This window comes from Aeromonas media, from assembly GCF_020423125.1.
Taxonomy (GTDB): Bacteria; Pseudomonadota; Gammaproteobacteria; order Enterobacterales; family Aeromonadaceae; genus Aeromonas; species Aeromonas media.
Map to the genome: position 1 here is coordinate 3,859,600 of NZ_CP075564.1, position 15,187 is coordinate 3,874,786.

Sequence of the window (15,187 nt, forward strand, 5' to 3'; positions counted from 1 at the left end):
CCATGCCAGTAAATACTATTTTGGGTCTTTTTGCCAAGTCCCCCATCAAGCCGCTGCAGAAGCATATCGTCAAGGTTCACCAGTGCTCCCAGCAGCTGGTTCCCTTCTTTGATGCCGTTGCCGAAGACCGTTGGGAAGATGCCGAAAAAATCCGGCAACAGATAGCCCAGCTGGAAAAAGAAGCGGATATTCTCAAACGCGAAATTCGCCTTAAACTGCCTCGCGGCCTGTTTCTGCCGGTCGCTCGTACCGATCTGCTGGAACTGCTGACCCAGCAGGACAAGATCGCCAATCGTGCCAAGGATATTTCCGGCCGCATGCTTGGCCGCAAGATGGAATTCCCCACCGAGATGCGTGCCGATTTCATGGCCTATCTCAAACGTTGTATCGATGCGACCGCCCAAGCCGAAAAAGCCATCGGAGAACTCGATGAGCTGCTCGAAACCGGCTTTAAAGGACGTGAAGTTGAAATGGTTGCCGAGATGATCCACCAGCTGGATCTCATCGAGGACGATACTGACACCATGCAGATCGGGCTGCGCCAACAGCTGCAAGCCGTTGAGCACAAATACAATCCGATCGACGTTATGTTCCTCTACAAGATCCTCGAATGGGTAGGTGACCTGGCTGATCAGGCCGAGCGCGTTGGCGCCCGTCTGGAACTGATGCTGGCTCGTTCGTAATCGACTGACTGGGTAAACACTACTAATGGACATTATCGCAAATTACGGCACCACCCTGGTGCTCGTGGCGGCCTTGTTCGGCTTTTTGATGGCCTGGGGCATAGGGGCGAACGACGTCGCCAACGCCATGGGCACATCGGTCGGCACCAAGTCTCTGACCATCCGTCAGGCGATCATCATCGCCATGATCTTCGAGTTCGCCGGTGCCTATCTGGCCGGCGGCGAAGTCACGGCGACCATCCGCAACGGCATCATAGATACCAATGCCTTCACCGATACCCCGGATGTGCTGGTGCTCGGCATGATAGCCTCTCTGCTGGCCGCGGGCCTCTGGCTGATCCTGGCCTCCTACTTCGGCTGGCCGGTCTCGACCACGCACTCCATCATCGGGGCCATCGTCGGCTTCGCCGTGGTGAGCGTCGGCCCGGAAGCGGTGCAATGGAGCAAGTTTGGCGGCATCGTCGGCTCCTGGGTGGTCACACCGGCCATCTCCGGCATCATCGCCTACTTCATGTTCATCAGCGTGCAGAAGCTTATCTTCAACACGGACAACCCGCTGGCCAACGCCAAGCGCTATGTCCCGTTCTACATGTTCCTGACCGCGCTGGTCATCTGCCTGGTGACCATCAAGAAGGGGCTGACCCACGTCGGTCTGCACCTGAGCGACGGCGAGGGTATCTTGCTCTCCATCGCCATCTCGGTGACCCTCTCCATCGGTGGCTGGTTCTACATTCGCGGTCAGCAGTACAACCCGCAGGATGACAACAAGATGCACTTCGCCAACGTGGAGAAGGTGTTCGGCATCCTGATGGTGATCACCGCCTGTGCCATGGCTTTCGCCCACGGCTCAAACGACGTGGCAAACGCCATAGGCCCGCTCTCCGCCGTGGTATCCACCGTCGAGAGTGCCGGCCAGATCACCGGCAATTCTCACATCGCCTGGTGGATACTGCCCCTTGGCGGCATAGGTATCGTCATCGGTCTGGCCACCATGGGTGAGAAGGTGATGGCCACCGTCGGCACCGGCATCACCCACCTGACCCCGAGCCGTGGCTTCGCCGCCCAGCTGGCAACCGCCGCCACCGTGGTGATCGCCTCGGGTACCGGCCTGCCCATCTCTACCACCCAGACCCTGGTGGGTGCCGTGATGGGGGTGGGCCTGGCCCGTGGCATAGCCGCCCTGAACCTGGGCGTGCTGCGCAACATAGTGGTCTCCTGGGTCATCACACTGCCCGCCGGTGCCATCCTGGCCATCGCCATCTTCTACGTGCTGCAGGCCTGCTTCTCTTAAGCACCTCACAGCAAAAAGCCCGAGTCAGTGACTCGGGCTTTTTCATGGTTGGCATTCAGGGCCGACATCACTCCTCGATAAAGGTCCACTCGTCTCGCACCCGGCTGATGGCATCGAGCCGCCGCTTGGCGAGTTGCTCGCGGATCCCCTCCCCCTTGAAACCCGCCGCCACTATCTCCTTGACCGGTACCGCCTGGGCCGCAGCCAGGGCCTGGGCCACATAATCCGGCTGGCTATAGACCTTCTCTTCGAAACCGGTACGGCCGTGGAAGTCGGCGCGGCAGGCATCCAGCAACTGGGCGAAGCGATCCGGCCTGCGCCAGGCGTCCGCCTTGTCGAATACCTTCAGCAGGGTCGGTGGCTTGAGATCGAAGGCGATGTGGATATGGGTGTGCAGGTCGCTCACCAGCAGCGCCAGATCACGGCAGTCGTTCGGCACTCTGAACCGCTCGCAGAAATCCCGGATGAGCGGCAGCCCTTTCTGACCATGACCGTGATGGCTGGGCCAAAACGCAGGGGGTGTCACACCCTTGCCAAAATCGTGGCAGAGGGCGGCGAAGCGAACCGGCAGATCCGAAGAGCGCTGACAGGCCTGATCCAGCACCATCATGGTGTGGATGCCAGTATCGATCTCCGGGTGCCACTTGGCGGGTGCCGGCACCCCGAACAGGGCGTCCAGCTCGGGGAAGAGCGCGTTGAGGGCACCACATTCGCGCAATACCTCGAAGAAGACCCGGGGAGTCTGCCCCAGCAGTACCTTCTCCAACTCCTTCCAGACCCGCTCCGGGGTCAGGTGGGCAAGCTCGCCGGCGTCGGTCATCTCCCGCATCAGCGCCAGCGTCTCGGGGGCCACCACGAAGCCCTGCTCATGGAAACGGGCGGCGAAGCGCGCCACCCGCAGGATGCGCAGGGGATCTTCGGCAAACGCCGGAGAGACGTGGCGCAACAGCCGCGCCTCCAGATCCCTGAGACCGCCATAGGGATCGTGCAGTTGCCCGCCCTCATCTTCGGCGATGGCGTTGATGGTGAGATCCCGGCGCAGCAGATCCTGCTCCAGCGTCACCTCGGGAGAGGCATGACAGACGAAGCCTGTATAACCCAGGCCCTGTTTGCGCTCGGTGCGGGCCAGGGCATACTCCTGCTGGGTGCTGGGGTGGAGAAACACCGGAAAGTCGCGACCAACCTGGGTGAACCCGAGGCTCAGCATCTGTTGCACGGTAGCACCGACCACCAGGTGGTCTCTGTCCCCCTGCGGCAATCCCAACAGGCGATCACGGACCGCTCCCCCAACCAGATAAATCTGCACGCGCACTCTCCCTCGATAAACCTGCCTCGATGATACCGCTTTTGGCCGACAGACACGACGGATCCCGGCTCGGGAAGTGCGACTACCCTCTGATCATTCGACCCCGCGCCTCATTGCCGTTTGAGCCGGTGACCGGGATGCCCCTCTTATGGTATCCGGGTCTTTGACATCCCTCTGGGGAGGCTTTAACCTGCCGCCATAACAATGGAATGGATCCTTATGTACACACAGTTCTTCGGTCTGTCGGAGCCCCCGTTCTCCATCTCGCCCAACCCCAAATATCTCTACATGAGCGAACGCCACGGGGAGGCCCTCGCCCACCTCAACTACGGGTTGCAGGACGGCGGCGGCTTCGTGCTGCTGACGGGGGAAGTGGGCACGGGCAAGACCACTGTCTCCCGTTGCCTACTCCAGCAGTTGCCCGCCGAGACCGAGATCGCCTACATCCTCAATCCTTCCCTGACCGAACGGGATCTGCTGGCGGCCATCTGTGACGAGTTCCAGTTGCCCTACGCCCAGGAAGCCAGCCTCAAGCAGTTGTTCGATCTCATTCGCGATCACCTGCTGGCCAATCTGGCGGCGGGCAAGCGCAGCGTGGTGCTGGTGGATGAAGCCCAGCATCTGCTGCCCGGCGTGCTGGAGCAGTTGCGACTGCTCACCAACCTGGAGACCGACGAGAAGAAGCTGCTGCAGGTAGTGCTCATCGGCCAGCCCGAGCTGCAGCAGATGCTGCGTCAGCCCCTGCTGCGCCAGCTGGCCCAGCGCATCACGGCCCGCTACCATCTGCTGCCGCTCTCCTGTCAGGATGTAGACGCCTATGTGCGCTTCCGGCTGCAGGTGGCTGGCTGTGTCCAGCCCATCTTCACCCCCAAGGCAATCCAGACCTTGCACCGCCTCTCCGGTGGCATCCCGCGCCTCATCAACCTCATCTGCGACCGCGCCCTGATCGCCGCCTTCGCCCGCGGCAGCCACAAGATAGCCCACGGCGACATCAGCCTGGCGGCCTATGAAGTGAGCGGCATTCGTGACGAGGGAAGCTGGCAGTCCGGCCTCACCGTGACCCTGGCAGGCGCCCTGCTGGTCGCCGCTGGCTGGTGGGGCTGGCAGTTCTTCGGCGTCTTCCCTGCCCGCCCCCTGGTCAAGGTAGAAGTGCCGGTCAAGGTGGATGAGACACCGGAACAGTTGGAACAGCTGACCCGCGCCATCAATCAGGCGCTGGAGCCGGACGTCGCCATGCAGAATCTCTTCAGGGTATGGGGCTATCAGACCGAGCTGGAGGAGGCGACCTGCAATGACGCCCCCCGTGCCGGCCTGCGTTGCCAGGAAGGGGAAGCCTCGCTGGCCGAGCTGCAGGCGCTGCAATATCCCGCCCTCATCAGCCTGACCGATGAAACAGGAGGACTCTATTACGCCACCCTGGTAAGCCTGGGGCCGGACAAGGCGTCCTTGCTCATCGGCAATCAGAGCTGGCAGGTGGACAGGCAGTGGCTGTCCGACGCCTGGGGGGGCAGTTATACCCTGCTATGGCGTATGCCCAAGGGCGGCGTGCCCCTGATAGGCAGTAACGCCAGTGCGGCCCAGGCCCAGTGGCTGGACAATGCACTGAACCGCGCCATGCAGCAGCCAGACCGCAAGGTGAGCCGCTTTGATGCAGCCCTCAAGAGCAAGCTGCAACAGTTCCAGCGTGAGCAGGGGTTGACCCCGGACGGCATCGCCGGCAGCAATACCCTGTTGCGCTTGAATGCCGTGGCCGGTGAACCCATGCCGAGGCTGGAAGATGAATCCCTGCGTGCCAGCACGCCTGTCGATCTGGATGCCGTGGCGGATGACACCATGGATCCCCTGATGGAGGATGCCTCCTGATGTCTACCCTGCTCAAGGCCCTGCGCCGCGCCGACCAATCCCAGTTCACTCCCCACATGCCGCTCATGGGCCTGCCCGTGAGCCAGGAAGAAGAGCCAGGCCGCCGCTGGATCTGGTGGCTCCTGGCTCCCCTGGCCCTGCTCATGGGGGCCGCCGCCAACTACGGCTGGCACCTCTACCACCTCAAGCCACTCGAACAGCAGATCGAGGTGAAGGAGGTGGTGACGCCGCCCTTCGTGCGAGTCGAACCCAGATCCATGGTCACCCGCCCGCTGCCCCCGCCCCTGCCGGAGCCCGTGGTACAACCCAGACCCGTTGCCGCCGCTCCCGCAGCGGCGACCGCCGGCAATGCCCCCCAGAGCCTGGCCGAGCGCATCATGATGGCCCTCAACAACACCCCGCTGGTGGAAGAGGGGGCAGCGCAAACCCAGCCCCAGTCCGGAGCCATGCCTCTCAGCTCTCTGGATCCCGCGCTGAAACAACAGGTTCCTCCCCTGACCTATGGTGCCCACAACTTCTCCTCCGACCCGGCCAAACGGGCCGTGGTGATCAACGGGCGGGAGCTGCGCGAGGGCAGCGAGGTCGCCCCCGGCGTGCTGCTGGTTGCCATCGCCCAGGACTACATCATCCTGCAGGTCGGCGGTCAGCATGTCAGCCTCAAGGCGTTGCAGGACTGGCGCGGCTGACCGGGCCACAGTCACAAGCCGGACCTGCTGGCCCGGCTGCCATCTCAAGAGGGAGCCCGAGAGCTCCCCTTTTTAATCAAAACATGAGAACCCCGTGAGCAATTCAGATAACAGCACTTTCGCCACCCGGATCCTGGACTGGTACCAGATCCACGGCCGCAAGACCCTGCCCTGGCAGGAGGACAAGACCCCCTACCGGGTCTGGATCTCCGAGATCATGCTGCAGCAGACCCAGGTAGCCACCGTCATCCCCTACTATCAGCGCTTCATGGCCCGCTTCCCCGATGTGCTGGCGCTGGCCGACGCCCCCATCGACGAGGTGCTGCACCACTGGACCGGGCTCGGTTACTACGCCCGTGCCCGCAACCTGCACAAGGCCGCGCAGCAGATCCGAGATCTGCACGGCGGCCTGTTTCCGGAGCGACTGGACGAGGTGATGGCCCTGCCCGGGATAGGGCGCTCCACCGCCGGTGCCGTGCTCTCCCTCTCTCTCGGTCAGCCCCATGCCATCCTGGACGGCAACGTGAAGCGGGTGCTCACCCGCTGGTTGGCGCTGCCGGGCTGGCCAGGCCAGAAGCAGGTGGAGAACGATCTCTGGGAGCTGGCGACCCGCCTCACCCCAAGGCTCGGCGTGGCCCAGTACAACCAGGCCATGATGGACATGGGCGCCACCGTCTGCACCCGCAGCAAGCCCGCCTGCGCGCGCTGCCCGGTACAGGTCGATTGCCAGGGGCTGTCGCAGGGCAACCCCACCACCTACCCCAACAGCAAACCGAAGAAAAGCATTCCTGCCCGCAACGGCATCATGCTGATCATCCGTCACGGCGACCAGCTGTTGCTGGAGAAGCGCCCGCCCCAGGGGATCTGGGGCGGGCTATACTGCTTCCCGCAGGTGGAGTCGCTCACGGAGGTGACGGGCCGCTTGCAGGGGCTGGGACTCGATGAGACCGACTACCGGGAGCTCGCTGGATTTCGCCACACTTTCAGTCACTTCCACCTCGATATTCGCCCCTTGCTGATCGAAATGGCTGCCCCGCCGCCGCCCTTGCTCATGGAAGCAGATTCCCGACTCTGGTATAACTTACGCCATCCTGCCGAGGTGGGATTGGCGGCCGCCACGGCCCGCCTGCTCGCCTACCCGGACTTACAACCACAGAGGTCAACATGAGCCGTACCGTATTTTGCCAGCGTCTGAAAAAAGAGGCGCCGGGTCTCGATTTCCAACTCTACCCCGGTGAACTCGGCAAGCGGATCTTCGACAACATCAGCAAGGAAGCCTGGACCGAATGGCAGAAGAAGCAGGTGATGTTGATCAACGAGAAGAAGCTGAACATGATGAATCTCGAGCACCGCCAGTTGCTGGAAAAAGAGATGGTGAACTACCTGTTTGAAGCCGGTGAAGTGGCCATCGACGGCTATACCCCTCCCAGCCAGTGAGTCGAGCCGATGAGCAGGGAGCACAGAGCGCCGGAACCCGGCTATCTGCGGCCATGCTTCTCCCGGCCCGGTGCCAATGAGTTGTCACCGTGATCCAGCTAGAGTGCCCATCAACGGCCGGCACTCTTCTGGTTCACGGCACGTGCGTGACGGGCGACCCCACCGCCCAGTTTGAGGATCTTATGGGTCGAATTTTTTGGCTGCTGTGCGCCCTGCTGTTTCTCTCTGCCTGCTCCTCTTCTCCCAAACCCGGGGCAGAAGACGAAGATCTGGTCAACGGCAAGGACATACGCGGCTTCGAACACATGATCAGTGCACTCTCCCATAACGTGAACGAGATATGGGGGCGCGAGGCACTGTTTGCGGGCAAGTTTGACTACGTCAAATACACGGATCAATACAAGAGCCGGGCCCACATCGACTTCTCCAGCGGCCACATCATGGTGGAGACGGTCTCCGGGCTCGATCCCCGTGCCCACCTGCGCCGTGCCATCATAGAGACGCTTCTGACTCCGGACGATCCGGCGGAAGTGGATCTCTATTCGGACAGGGAGATCATGCCCGGTGGCGAGCCCTTCCTCTACGGCCAGGTGCTGGACAACCAGGGGCAGGCCATCCGCTCCAGCTGGCGCGCAGAGCGCTATGCCGACTACCTGCTCGGCAGCGCGATGAAGAAGCGTACCCTCGGCATTCGCACCATCTTCTTCGTCGACATCCCCATGGTGGCCAACCACGAGGACAAGCGCGGCTACAAGTACGCCAGCATCATCCGCGATGCCTCCCGCAAGTACGGCGTCGCCGAGAGCCTGATCTATGCGGTCATCAAGACCGAGAGCAGCTTCAACCCCTATGCGGTCAGCCATGCCAACGCCTATGGCCTGATGCAGGTGATCCCGGCCACAGCCGGACGGGATGTCTATGTACGGGTCAAGGGCAAGAGCGGACAGCCAACCCGGGAGGATCTGTTCAATCCGGCCTACAACATAGACGTGGGAACGGCCTATCTGCACCTGCTGCAGACCGTCTACCTGGCGGATATCCAGGATCCCCAATCCCGTCGCTATGCGGTGATCTCCGCCTACAACGGTGGTGCGGGCGGGGTGCTCAACACCTTCTCCAGCAACCGCAAGGCGGCCCCTGACATGATCAATCGGCTCTCCCCCGAGGCGGTTTATCAGGTGCTGACCGAGCAGCACCCCAAGGCGGAGGCCCGTCGCTACCTCTACAAGGTCAATCAGGCCGAGAAAGGGTTCAAGCGCACCGTCGCCGTACGGGCCGGCTGACGGCACCCACAAAAACAGGAAGGGCGCTTATGTAGCGCCCTTCCTGTTAGCATGCTCTGCGAACTTACTTGGCGATGAAGCCGCCCTTGCTCTGGGGAGCGGCACCGACCTTCTCCAGATGCTCAACCTCTACCTCTGTCTTGTTCCAGCTGTGGTCAACCTCGCCGCGGATGCGGATCAGATCGTTCGGGCCCACTTCGACACCACGCCACACGTCCCCGTCCACTTCCACTTCCACTTCGCCGCTGTCATCGCGGAAACTGTAGTTCTCGCCGCCAAGGTGCTTGACCAGCTTGCCTTCCAGGGTCACCCACTGATCATCTGCCACATCTTTCAACTGCGCGACCGAGACCTTGTTCTGCTCCTGGGGGCCGGTGTAGGCCGCCATGGCGAAAGAAGAGACGGACATCATGGCCACCAGGCCGATTACCTTTGCTTTGTTCATTTCACGCTCCTGTCATTGGGTATGCAGGCATCTTGCCCGGGCAGGCGTGAAACAAACGTGAAGCCTCCCCCATCCAGGGGAGAGCAGTGTGACCGCAATCGATTTAATGCCCATGGCTTGCTGCAAGATTGTATTCGAATGGATACCGTGCGGCCTGGCAAGCCGGGTCCCCAGCCCCTTGCCTTCGAGGAACAGCCCGCAGGCAGCGCCTGCATCCACTCCATGAGAACAGCAAGATGAACAAATGGCTTCCGTGTTTACTGGGACTCTTGACGCTGACCGTTCAGGCAGCCGAGAGTCGTCCCGCCTTCTCCCGCATCGTGATGTTTGGCGACAGCCTCTCCGACACCGGCAAAATGTACGACAAGATGCGCGGTTATCTCCCCTCCAGCCCGCCCTACTACCAGGGCCGCTTCTCCAACGGCCCCGTCTGGCTGGAACAGCTAACCCAACCGTTCCCGGGGCTGAAAATAGTCAACGAAGCGGAAGGGGGCGCCACCGCGGTGGCCTACAACAAGATCTCCTGGAACCCCAAGTACCAGGTCATCAACAACCTGGACTACGAGATCACCCAGTTCCTTGAGAAGGACGGCTTCAAGGCGGACGATCTGGTGATCCTCTGGGTCGGTGCCAACGACTATCTGGCCTATGGCTGGAATACCGAGCTGGACGCCAAACGGGTGCGCGACGTCATCAGTGACTCTGCCAACCGCATGGTGCTCCATGGGGCAAAACAGATCCTGCTGTTCAACCTGCCGGATCTGGGCCAGAACCCGTCGGCCCGCAGCCAGAAGGTGGTGGAGGCGGCAAGCCATGTCTCCCGCTATCACAATGAGCTGTTGCTGAACCTGGCCCGCGAGCTGGCCCCCACCGGCATGGTGAAACTGTTCGAGATCGACAAGCAGTTCGCCGAGATGCTGCGGGAGCCGCAGAACTTCGGCCTGAGCGATACAGAGAACGCCTGCTACGGCGGGGGCTATGTGTGGAAGCCCTTCTCCTCCCGCAGCGCCACCGCCGACAATCAGTTTGCCTCCTTCAATGCGCAGGAACGCCTCGCCATCGCAGGCAACCCCTTGCTGGCCCAGGCCGTTGCCAGCCCGCTGGCTAGCCGCGGCGCCAGCGAGCTCGACTGTGAAGGCAAGATGTTCTGGGATCAGGTCCACCCGACCACGGCCGTACACGCCGCTCTGAGCGAACGCGCCGCCACCTTCATCGAACGGGAGTACGAGTTCATACCTCAGTGAGGATGCAGAGGCCGACACTATGTCGGCCTTTTTTGTGCTTGCCTGGCTGGACAGTAAACAGCCAACTCATATGACCCCCGTCACAAATTGGAGTCATACTGGCCTCTCGCTCGGATAACTCCCCTATGATGGGCATTGTTATCACAATATGTTTTATATCAGTTGCTTGTGGTTCAAAAAAAACGGGCTACGTTTAAACATGTTGTGGCTGAATGCAGGCCCAACCCATGAGGTGAGGCGACATGGATTCGCGCTCCCCACACACAAGATTGCAGAGGCTTCTATGAACAAAACACTGATTACCTTGCTGGTTTCAGGCTTGCTTGCAGCCAACGCTCAGGCAGCCGGACAAGACAACACCTGGTATGGCGGTGCCAAACTGGGTTGGTCCAACTTCTATGGCGTCGACGAAAGCAACGCCATCACTACCACGGACAAAGATGACGACGAGGTCGGAGCCGGAGCCTTCGCCGGTTACCAGATCAACCAGAATCTGGGGATCGAGCTCGGTTACGACTACCTTGGCAAGCTCAAGTACAACGGCACCCGCAATGCCGCTGCCTTCAATGACTCTGTCGAAGCCCAACTGGCCCAGCTGACCCTGAAGCTCGGCTTCCCGGTAGCGGACAATCTGGATCTCTACGGTCGCCTCGGTGGCGGCTACGGCTGGACCAGCAGCGATGAGCTGGACAGCGACAGCCGCGCCGTCTTCGTCGGTGCGTTGGGGGCCGAGTACGCCTTCAATCTGGATTGGGCCGCCCGCCTCGAGTACCAGTACAGCACCCCGTACGGCAGCCGTGAAGACACGGGTTTGCGCATGGACAACGGCCTGCTCTCCCTGGCCGCCGTCTATCGCTTCGGCCAGGTTCCACCGGCCATGCCGGTCGCCGCCCCGGCACCGGCCCCCGAGCCAGTGATGGTCGACAAGCAGTTCACTCTGAGCTCGGATGTGCTGTTTGACTTCAACAAGGCCACCCTCAAGCCGGAAGCCGGCCAGGCACTGGATACCCTCTATAGCCAGATTGAAGAAGCCAGACCCAAGGATGGCTCGGCCACCGTCATCGGCTACACCGATCGCATCGGCTCCGACGCCTATAACCAGAAGCTCTCCGAGCAGCGGGCCCAGACCGTGGCCGACTACCTGATCGGCAAGGGCTTGCCTGCCGGCAAGGTAAACGTGGAGGGTCAGGGCAAGAATTCTCCCGTCACCGGCGACAGCTGCACCAGCAAGTCCAAGCGCGAGCTGATCGTCTGCCTGGCCCCGGATCGCCGGGTAGAGGTCAAGGTGCAGGGGGTCTCGGAAGTTCAGCAATAATCCCTGCGTCAGATAACAAAACGGGAGGCATTGGCCTCCCGTTTTTCATTGTTCCGTTCAGCTGCGCGTGCGCACATCCGCCGCAATCTGATCGAGCAGTAGCTGCCACCCCTGCCCCAGCTCGTCCACCAGGGCGCCATAGCCATCGGCCGGCAAGACCCGCTCCTGCTGGAAAGGCACGTCCCGCAGCACCACCCCTTCCTCCGTCAGCAAGCGCCAGCGGCCGCTGAGCAGGGCGCGGCCATCGTGCCGTCCCTGGAAGCGCTCGACCGAGATGGTCAGCACTGGCCCCTTGCGGGCCCCGTCCTGGCGCACCACCCAACCCGGCAACCTGCTGGAGAGGCCATTCAGGGTGAGCTGGTTCAACTGCGCATCCAGCGAGCCCGCCCAGCGATGATACTCGGCAAAGTGCAGTTCCTTGCCTTCCAGCTGATAGACCAGGCTCATCCGATCCAGCTGGCCAGACAGGGCGACGGGACGCAGCACCAGCTGATGCCGGGGCTGTGTCGTAACGCTGTTCGACTGCGGGATCTCCGCATCCAGCGAGTAGTAGTGCAGTGCCGTCGGGGCGGAACTGCACCCCGTCAGCAAACCCAGCAAGGCCAGGGTCATCATCCGTTTTTTCATCATTTTCCTCGCTTGGGCTCAGGATCCTGGGGACGGGAGCGGTCGAAGATCAGCGAACTGGGCTGCTCGTTCAGTGAATGGACCAAGGGTTGCAGCTCCCCCATCAGCTGATTGAGAGACTGCACCGACTGGCGCAACTCCTGGTTGGTCTGGGAACCAGCATCATAAGCCTGCAACGTCTCCTGCAACTGCTTGAGACTCTGATTGAGGGACTCGGGCAACTGCTGGGTCGAGCGCTGACCGGTGAACTGTTCCAGATTGGCACTCACGGCCTTGATGTGCTTGAGCGTCTTGTCCAGGGTCGCCAGGGTGCTATTGACCTGCGTCAGCGTGGTGGCCATGTCCATATCGACGAACTTGTCGAGGATGAGGTTCACCTTACGCTCTATCTGATCCAGCCCGGCCTGCACGGTCGGGAACACCTGATAGCCTGCCAGCTTGATGGGCTCATAGGCGGGGGCATCCGGATAGAAGTTGAGATCCACCACCTTGCCGCCGGTCAGCAGACTGGACGTCTTGAGGCTGGCCCTCAATCCCTCCTTGAACTGCTTGCTGAACAGGGCCCGCCACTGCTCCCGCTCCGCATTGGCGTAGCGATGGGAGAGGCGCTGTACCTCGATGCGGGCCAGCACGGGGATCTGCCGGCTCTTGAAGATCTGCACCCCCTTGTCGTCGATGAGGTAGGGGGCAGAGATGACGGTGCCGACTCGGATGCCGCGATACTGCACCGCCGCCCCGGGGTGCAGGCCACCCACGTTGTCCTCGAACAGGAAGACGTAGTCGATGAACTGATCCAGGCTACCGGCCAGCACGCTCGCCTCGTCCTGGAACAGGGTGAAGCTGTCCATCTGCTTGACCGGCTCACCAGGTGTCCAGCCCGGTGGCAGCCCCATGGTGATGCCGCCATCCAGCAGGCTCTCGAGCGAATCCATTTTCACCTTCATCCCCTCGCTGCTCATGGAGACCTCGAAGCCCGGCGTCAGCCAGAAGCGGGAGTTGCTGCTCACCAGGATGTCGTAGGGGGCATTGATGAAGAGCTGGTACTGCATCTCGCTCTTCTCGGGCAGGAACTTGGCCTCCTCTATCTGGCCTATGGTGAAGCCCTGATAGCTGATGGGGGAGCCGATCCCCAGGGCACGCGCATCGCGGCTGCTGAGGGAGAGCCGCAGCCCCTTGGCGTCCACCGAAGCGAGCGGCGGCTTGTCCAGCATGGCGTATTCGTCGCGCGCCTTGCCCTTCTTGCCAGGGGCGAGTTCGATGTAGGCACCGGAGAGCAGGGTGCCCAGACCCGACACCCCTTCCCGCCCGACCCTGGGTTTGACTACCCAGAACTGGCTGTCCTTCTTGAGCATGCCGGCGGCGGCATTGGTCAGACGGGCCTTGAGCACCGCATGGCTGTAGTCATCGCTGAGCTCCACCGCCTCGATGCGACCCACTTCCACCTCACGGGAGCGGATCACCGTCTTGCCCGCCACTATGCCCTCCGCGGTGGCAACCGTCAGGGTGAAACTGGGGCCTTGTGAATACCAGTGCTGAAACAGCATCCAGGCTCCGATGAACAGCGCCAGCAGCGGCACCATCCAGATAGCGGCGGCCGAGCTCATAAAGTCAGAGCCCGGTTTCCACCTTGTCTTACGCTCACTCACGTTCGCGCTCTCCTTGTTGTAAATCCCAGATCAGGCGGGAATCGAAACTCATGGCGGCCACCATGGTGATCAAAACGACCCCGGCAAAAGCAACGGCCGCGGGGCCCGGGTAGATGGTCATCAGATTATCGAGACGGATGAGGCCGGCCAAGATGGCCACCACGAAGACGTCGATCATCGACCAGCGTCCCACAAATTCGGTCATGCGATAGAGCTTGAGCTTGCCAAGGGGAGAGCCGACCCGGCCACGCTGCACCATGTAGCAGAGCCACAGCAGCGCCAGGATCTTCACCAGGGGCACCACCACGCTGGCAAAGAAGATGACGGCGGCGATGGGGTAGGAGCCCATGGCCCAGAGCAACACCACCCCCCCCATGATGGTCGAGGGGCTGTCGTCCCCCAGAAAAACGGTGTCCATGATGGGATAGAGGTTGGCAGGAATATAGAGGATCACCGAGGTGATGAGCAGTGCCCAGGTACGGTTCAGGCCGCCCGGCTTGCGCTGGTGCAGGCGATCGCCGCAGCGGGAGCAGCTGTGGGCATCGCCGTCATTGAGCGCGCCGCAGATGTGGCAGCCCACCAGCCCGTACTCCAGGGCGCTGGCCTCGGGATCCAGCTCTCTCGCCTCGGTCGGGCCGAACAAACGTTGCCACAGCCACATCCGGTCCAGGGACGAGATCATCTTGATCAGCAGCACCGTGTAGCCCACGAAGGCCCAGAACGACAGCCCCATTTTGATGTCGGCCATGCCCATCAGCTTGACCAGAGAGATGAGCACCCCGATGAGGAAGACATCCACCATCAGCCAGGGCTTGATCCGGCACAGCAATCGGCCGAGGGAGCGCAGGGCGTTGCTGTGCAGATCCTTGTCGAGCCGCCACAGCACCAGCATGATGGAGCCGATATAGACCAGTGGCAGACCGATCAGGGTCAGGCTCAGCACGGCGCCCAGAAACAGATAGCCCTGATCCACCAGGGTGGTGATGCACTGCAGGAAGGTCATCTCCTGCCCCACCCCCTTGGCCGAGAACGACATGAAGGTGAAGGCGTTGGAGAGCACGAACATGATGAGCGCCGCAAAGCCGTAGGCGATGGGCCTGCGCTCCTGCTGCGGCAGGTGCGCACTCAGGGTGTGACCGCAACGGGGACAACTGCTCGTCTCCCCCACGGCCAGCGCGGTGGCCGGCACCAGCAAGTCACACTCTTCGCACGCGGTCGCGTCATGGGTATAGGTAATCGGGTGTTGGTGTGAAACCGGATGCAAGATAGGACCCCAGCATGAGGCCGCGAACGGCCAGAGGCGCCAATTATTGCAGCCACTGCCGCTAACCACCAGCCCTGTTCATGTACAGGGCCTTAAG

General features: G+C 61.8%; 14 protein-coding genes. 9 read left to right on the forward strand and 5 right to left on the reverse strand.

Annotated elements, in window-relative coordinates; translation table 11 throughout:
- The first annotated feature begins 2 nt into the window (after positions 1-2).
- Both KI797_RS17790 and KI797_RS17795 read left to right on the forward strand, forming a co-directional pair.
- Complete coding sequence (locus tag KI797_RS17790; protein ID WP_025328355.1) at positions 3-683, forward strand: TIGR00153 family protein; 681 nt, start codon at positions 3-5, stop codon at positions 681-683.
- Positions 684-708: 25 nt separating this feature from the next.
- Positions 709-1,974, forward strand: a complete 1,266-nt coding sequence (locus KI797_RS17795; protein WP_005327500.1) for an inorganic phosphate transporter — start codon at positions 709-711, stop codon at positions 1,972-1,974.
- Positions 1,975-2,041: 67 nt separating this feature from the next.
- On the opposite strand, the gene KI797_RS17800 is transcribed toward KI797_RS17795, so the two are convergent.
- Entirely contained in the window at positions 2,042-3,280 is a 1,239-nt protein-coding gene (locus KI797_RS17800; protein WP_182786551.1) for a multifunctional CCA addition/repair protein, read from the reverse strand.
- A 219-nt stretch (positions 3,281-3,499) separates the two neighbouring features.
- Here KI797_RS17800 and KI797_RS17805 point away from each other — a divergent pair, with 219 nt between their 5' ends.
- The 5 genes from KI797_RS17805 to mltC all read left to right on the forward strand — a co-directional run bounded on the left by KI797_RS17805 (position 3,500) and on the right by mltC (position 8,549).
- On the forward strand, positions 3,500-5,143 hold the full coding sequence (locus KI797_RS17805; RefSeq protein WP_043128542.1) for an ExeA family protein: 1,644 nt from the start codon (positions 3,500-3,502) through the stop codon (positions 5,141-5,143).
- Positions 5,143-5,829 (forward strand): GspB family T2SS assembly factor variant ExeB, encoded by a 687-nt coding sequence (gene exeB, locus KI797_RS17810; RefSeq protein ID WP_182786553.1) that lies wholly within the window; start codon positions 5,143-5,145, stop codon positions 5,827-5,829. The genes KI797_RS17805 and exeB overlap by 1 nt, the downstream gene beginning before the upstream one ends.
- Positions 5,830-5,923: 94 nt before the next feature.
- Complete coding sequence (mutY, locus tag KI797_RS17815) at positions 5,924-6,997, forward strand: A/G-specific adenine glycosylase (protein WP_041204969.1); 1,074 nt, start codon at positions 5,924-5,926, stop codon at positions 6,995-6,997.
- Positions 6,994-7,266 carry an oxidative damage protection protein gene (locus KI797_RS17820; RefSeq protein WP_041204967.1) on the forward strand — a complete coding sequence of 91 codons (273 nt, stop codon included), beginning with the start codon at positions 6,994-6,996 and terminating at the stop codon, positions 7,264-7,266. Before mutY ends, KI797_RS17820 begins: the two co-directional genes overlap by 4 nt.
- A gap of 182 nt (positions 7,267-7,448) precedes the next feature.
- On the forward strand, positions 7,449-8,549 hold the full coding sequence (gene mltC, locus KI797_RS17825) for a membrane-bound lytic murein transglycosylase MltC (RefSeq protein WP_005327524.1): 1,101 nt from the start codon (positions 7,449-7,451) through the stop codon (positions 8,547-8,549).
- A 64-nt stretch (positions 8,550-8,613) separates the two neighbouring features.
- On the opposite strand, the gene KI797_RS17830 is transcribed toward mltC, so the two are convergent.
- Complete coding sequence (locus KI797_RS17830; RefSeq protein ID WP_226170401.1) at positions 8,614-8,994, reverse strand: YgiW/YdeI family stress tolerance OB fold protein; 381 nt, start codon at positions 8,992-8,994, stop codon at positions 8,614-8,616.
- Between the two features lie 236 nt (positions 8,995-9,230).
- On the opposite strand from KI797_RS17830, the gene KI797_RS17835 reads away from it, so the two are divergent.
- Positions 9,231-10,238 carry an SGNH/GDSL hydrolase family protein gene (locus KI797_RS17835; RefSeq protein ID WP_226170403.1) on the forward strand — a complete coding sequence of 336 codons (1,008 nt, stop codon included), beginning with the start codon at positions 9,231-9,233 and terminating at the stop codon, positions 10,236-10,238.
- A 283-nt stretch (positions 10,239-10,521) separates the two neighbouring features.
- A complete protein-coding gene (gene ompA, locus KI797_RS17840) occupies positions 10,522-11,553 on the forward strand; it encodes a porin OmpA (RefSeq protein ID WP_005327530.1) in 1,032 nt (343 codons plus the stop codon).
- A 57-nt stretch (positions 11,554-11,610) separates the two neighbouring features.
- Here ompA and KI797_RS17845 read toward each other — a convergent pair whose 3' ends face one another.
- From KI797_RS17845 to KI797_RS17855, 3 genes are read right to left on the reverse strand one after another with little or no spacing between them, the layout of a single operon-like run.
- Entirely contained in the window at positions 11,611-12,180 is a 570-nt protein-coding gene (locus KI797_RS17845) for a PqiC family protein (protein ID WP_182786565.1), read from the reverse strand.
- A complete protein-coding gene (gene pqiB / locus KI797_RS17850) occupies positions 12,180-13,826 on the reverse strand; it encodes an intermembrane transport protein PqiB (protein WP_043128551.1) in 1,647 nt (548 codons plus the stop codon). Before pqiB ends, KI797_RS17845 begins: the two co-directional genes overlap by 1 nt.
- Positions 13,819-15,090: a paraquat-inducible protein A gene (locus tag KI797_RS17855; protein ID WP_043128552.1), complete on the reverse strand. Its 1,272-nt coding sequence runs from the start codon at positions 15,088-15,090 to the stop codon at positions 13,819-13,821. The genes pqiB and KI797_RS17855 overlap by 8 nt, the downstream gene beginning before the upstream one ends.
- Between the last annotated feature and the right edge of the window lie 97 nt (positions 15,091-15,187).

Excerpts from the sequence above, each read along its gene's own strand:
- KI797_RS17790 (WP_025328355.1), top strand. The coding sequence starts at position 3 with ATGCCAGTAAATACTATTTTGGGTCTTTTTGCCAAGTCCCCCATCAAG.
- KI797_RS17795 (WP_005327500.1), top strand. The coding sequence starts at position 709 with ATGGACATTATCGCAAATTACGGCACCACCCTGGTGCTCGTGGCGGCC.
- KI797_RS17805 (WP_043128542.1), top strand. The coding sequence starts at position 3,500 with ATGTACACACAGTTCTTCGGTCTGTCGGAGCCCCCGTTCTCCATCTCG.
- exeB (WP_182786553.1), top strand. The coding sequence starts at position 5,143 with ATGTCTACCCTGCTCAAGGCCCTGCGCCGCGCCGACCAATCCCAGTTC.
- KI797_RS17820 (WP_041204967.1), top strand. The coding sequence starts at position 6,994 with ATGAGCCGTACCGTATTTTGCCAGCGTCTGAAAAAAGAGGCGCCGGGT.
- mltC (WP_005327524.1), top strand. The coding sequence starts at position 7,449 with ATGGGTCGAATTTTTTGGCTGCTGTGCGCCCTGCTGTTTCTCTCTGCC.
- KI797_RS17830 (WP_226170401.1), bottom strand. The coding sequence starts at position 8,994 with ATGAACAAAGCAAAGGTAATCGGCCTGGTGGCCATGATGTCCGTCTCT.
- KI797_RS17835 (WP_226170403.1), top strand. The coding sequence starts at position 9,231 with ATGAACAAATGGCTTCCGTGTTTACTGGGACTCTTGACGCTGACCGTT.
- ompA (WP_005327530.1), top strand. The coding sequence starts at position 10,522 with ATGAACAAAACACTGATTACCTTGCTGGTTTCAGGCTTGCTTGCAGCC.
- KI797_RS17845 (WP_182786565.1), bottom strand. The coding sequence starts at position 12,180 with ATGAAAAAACGGATGATGACCCTGGCCTTGCTGGGTTTGCTGACGGGG.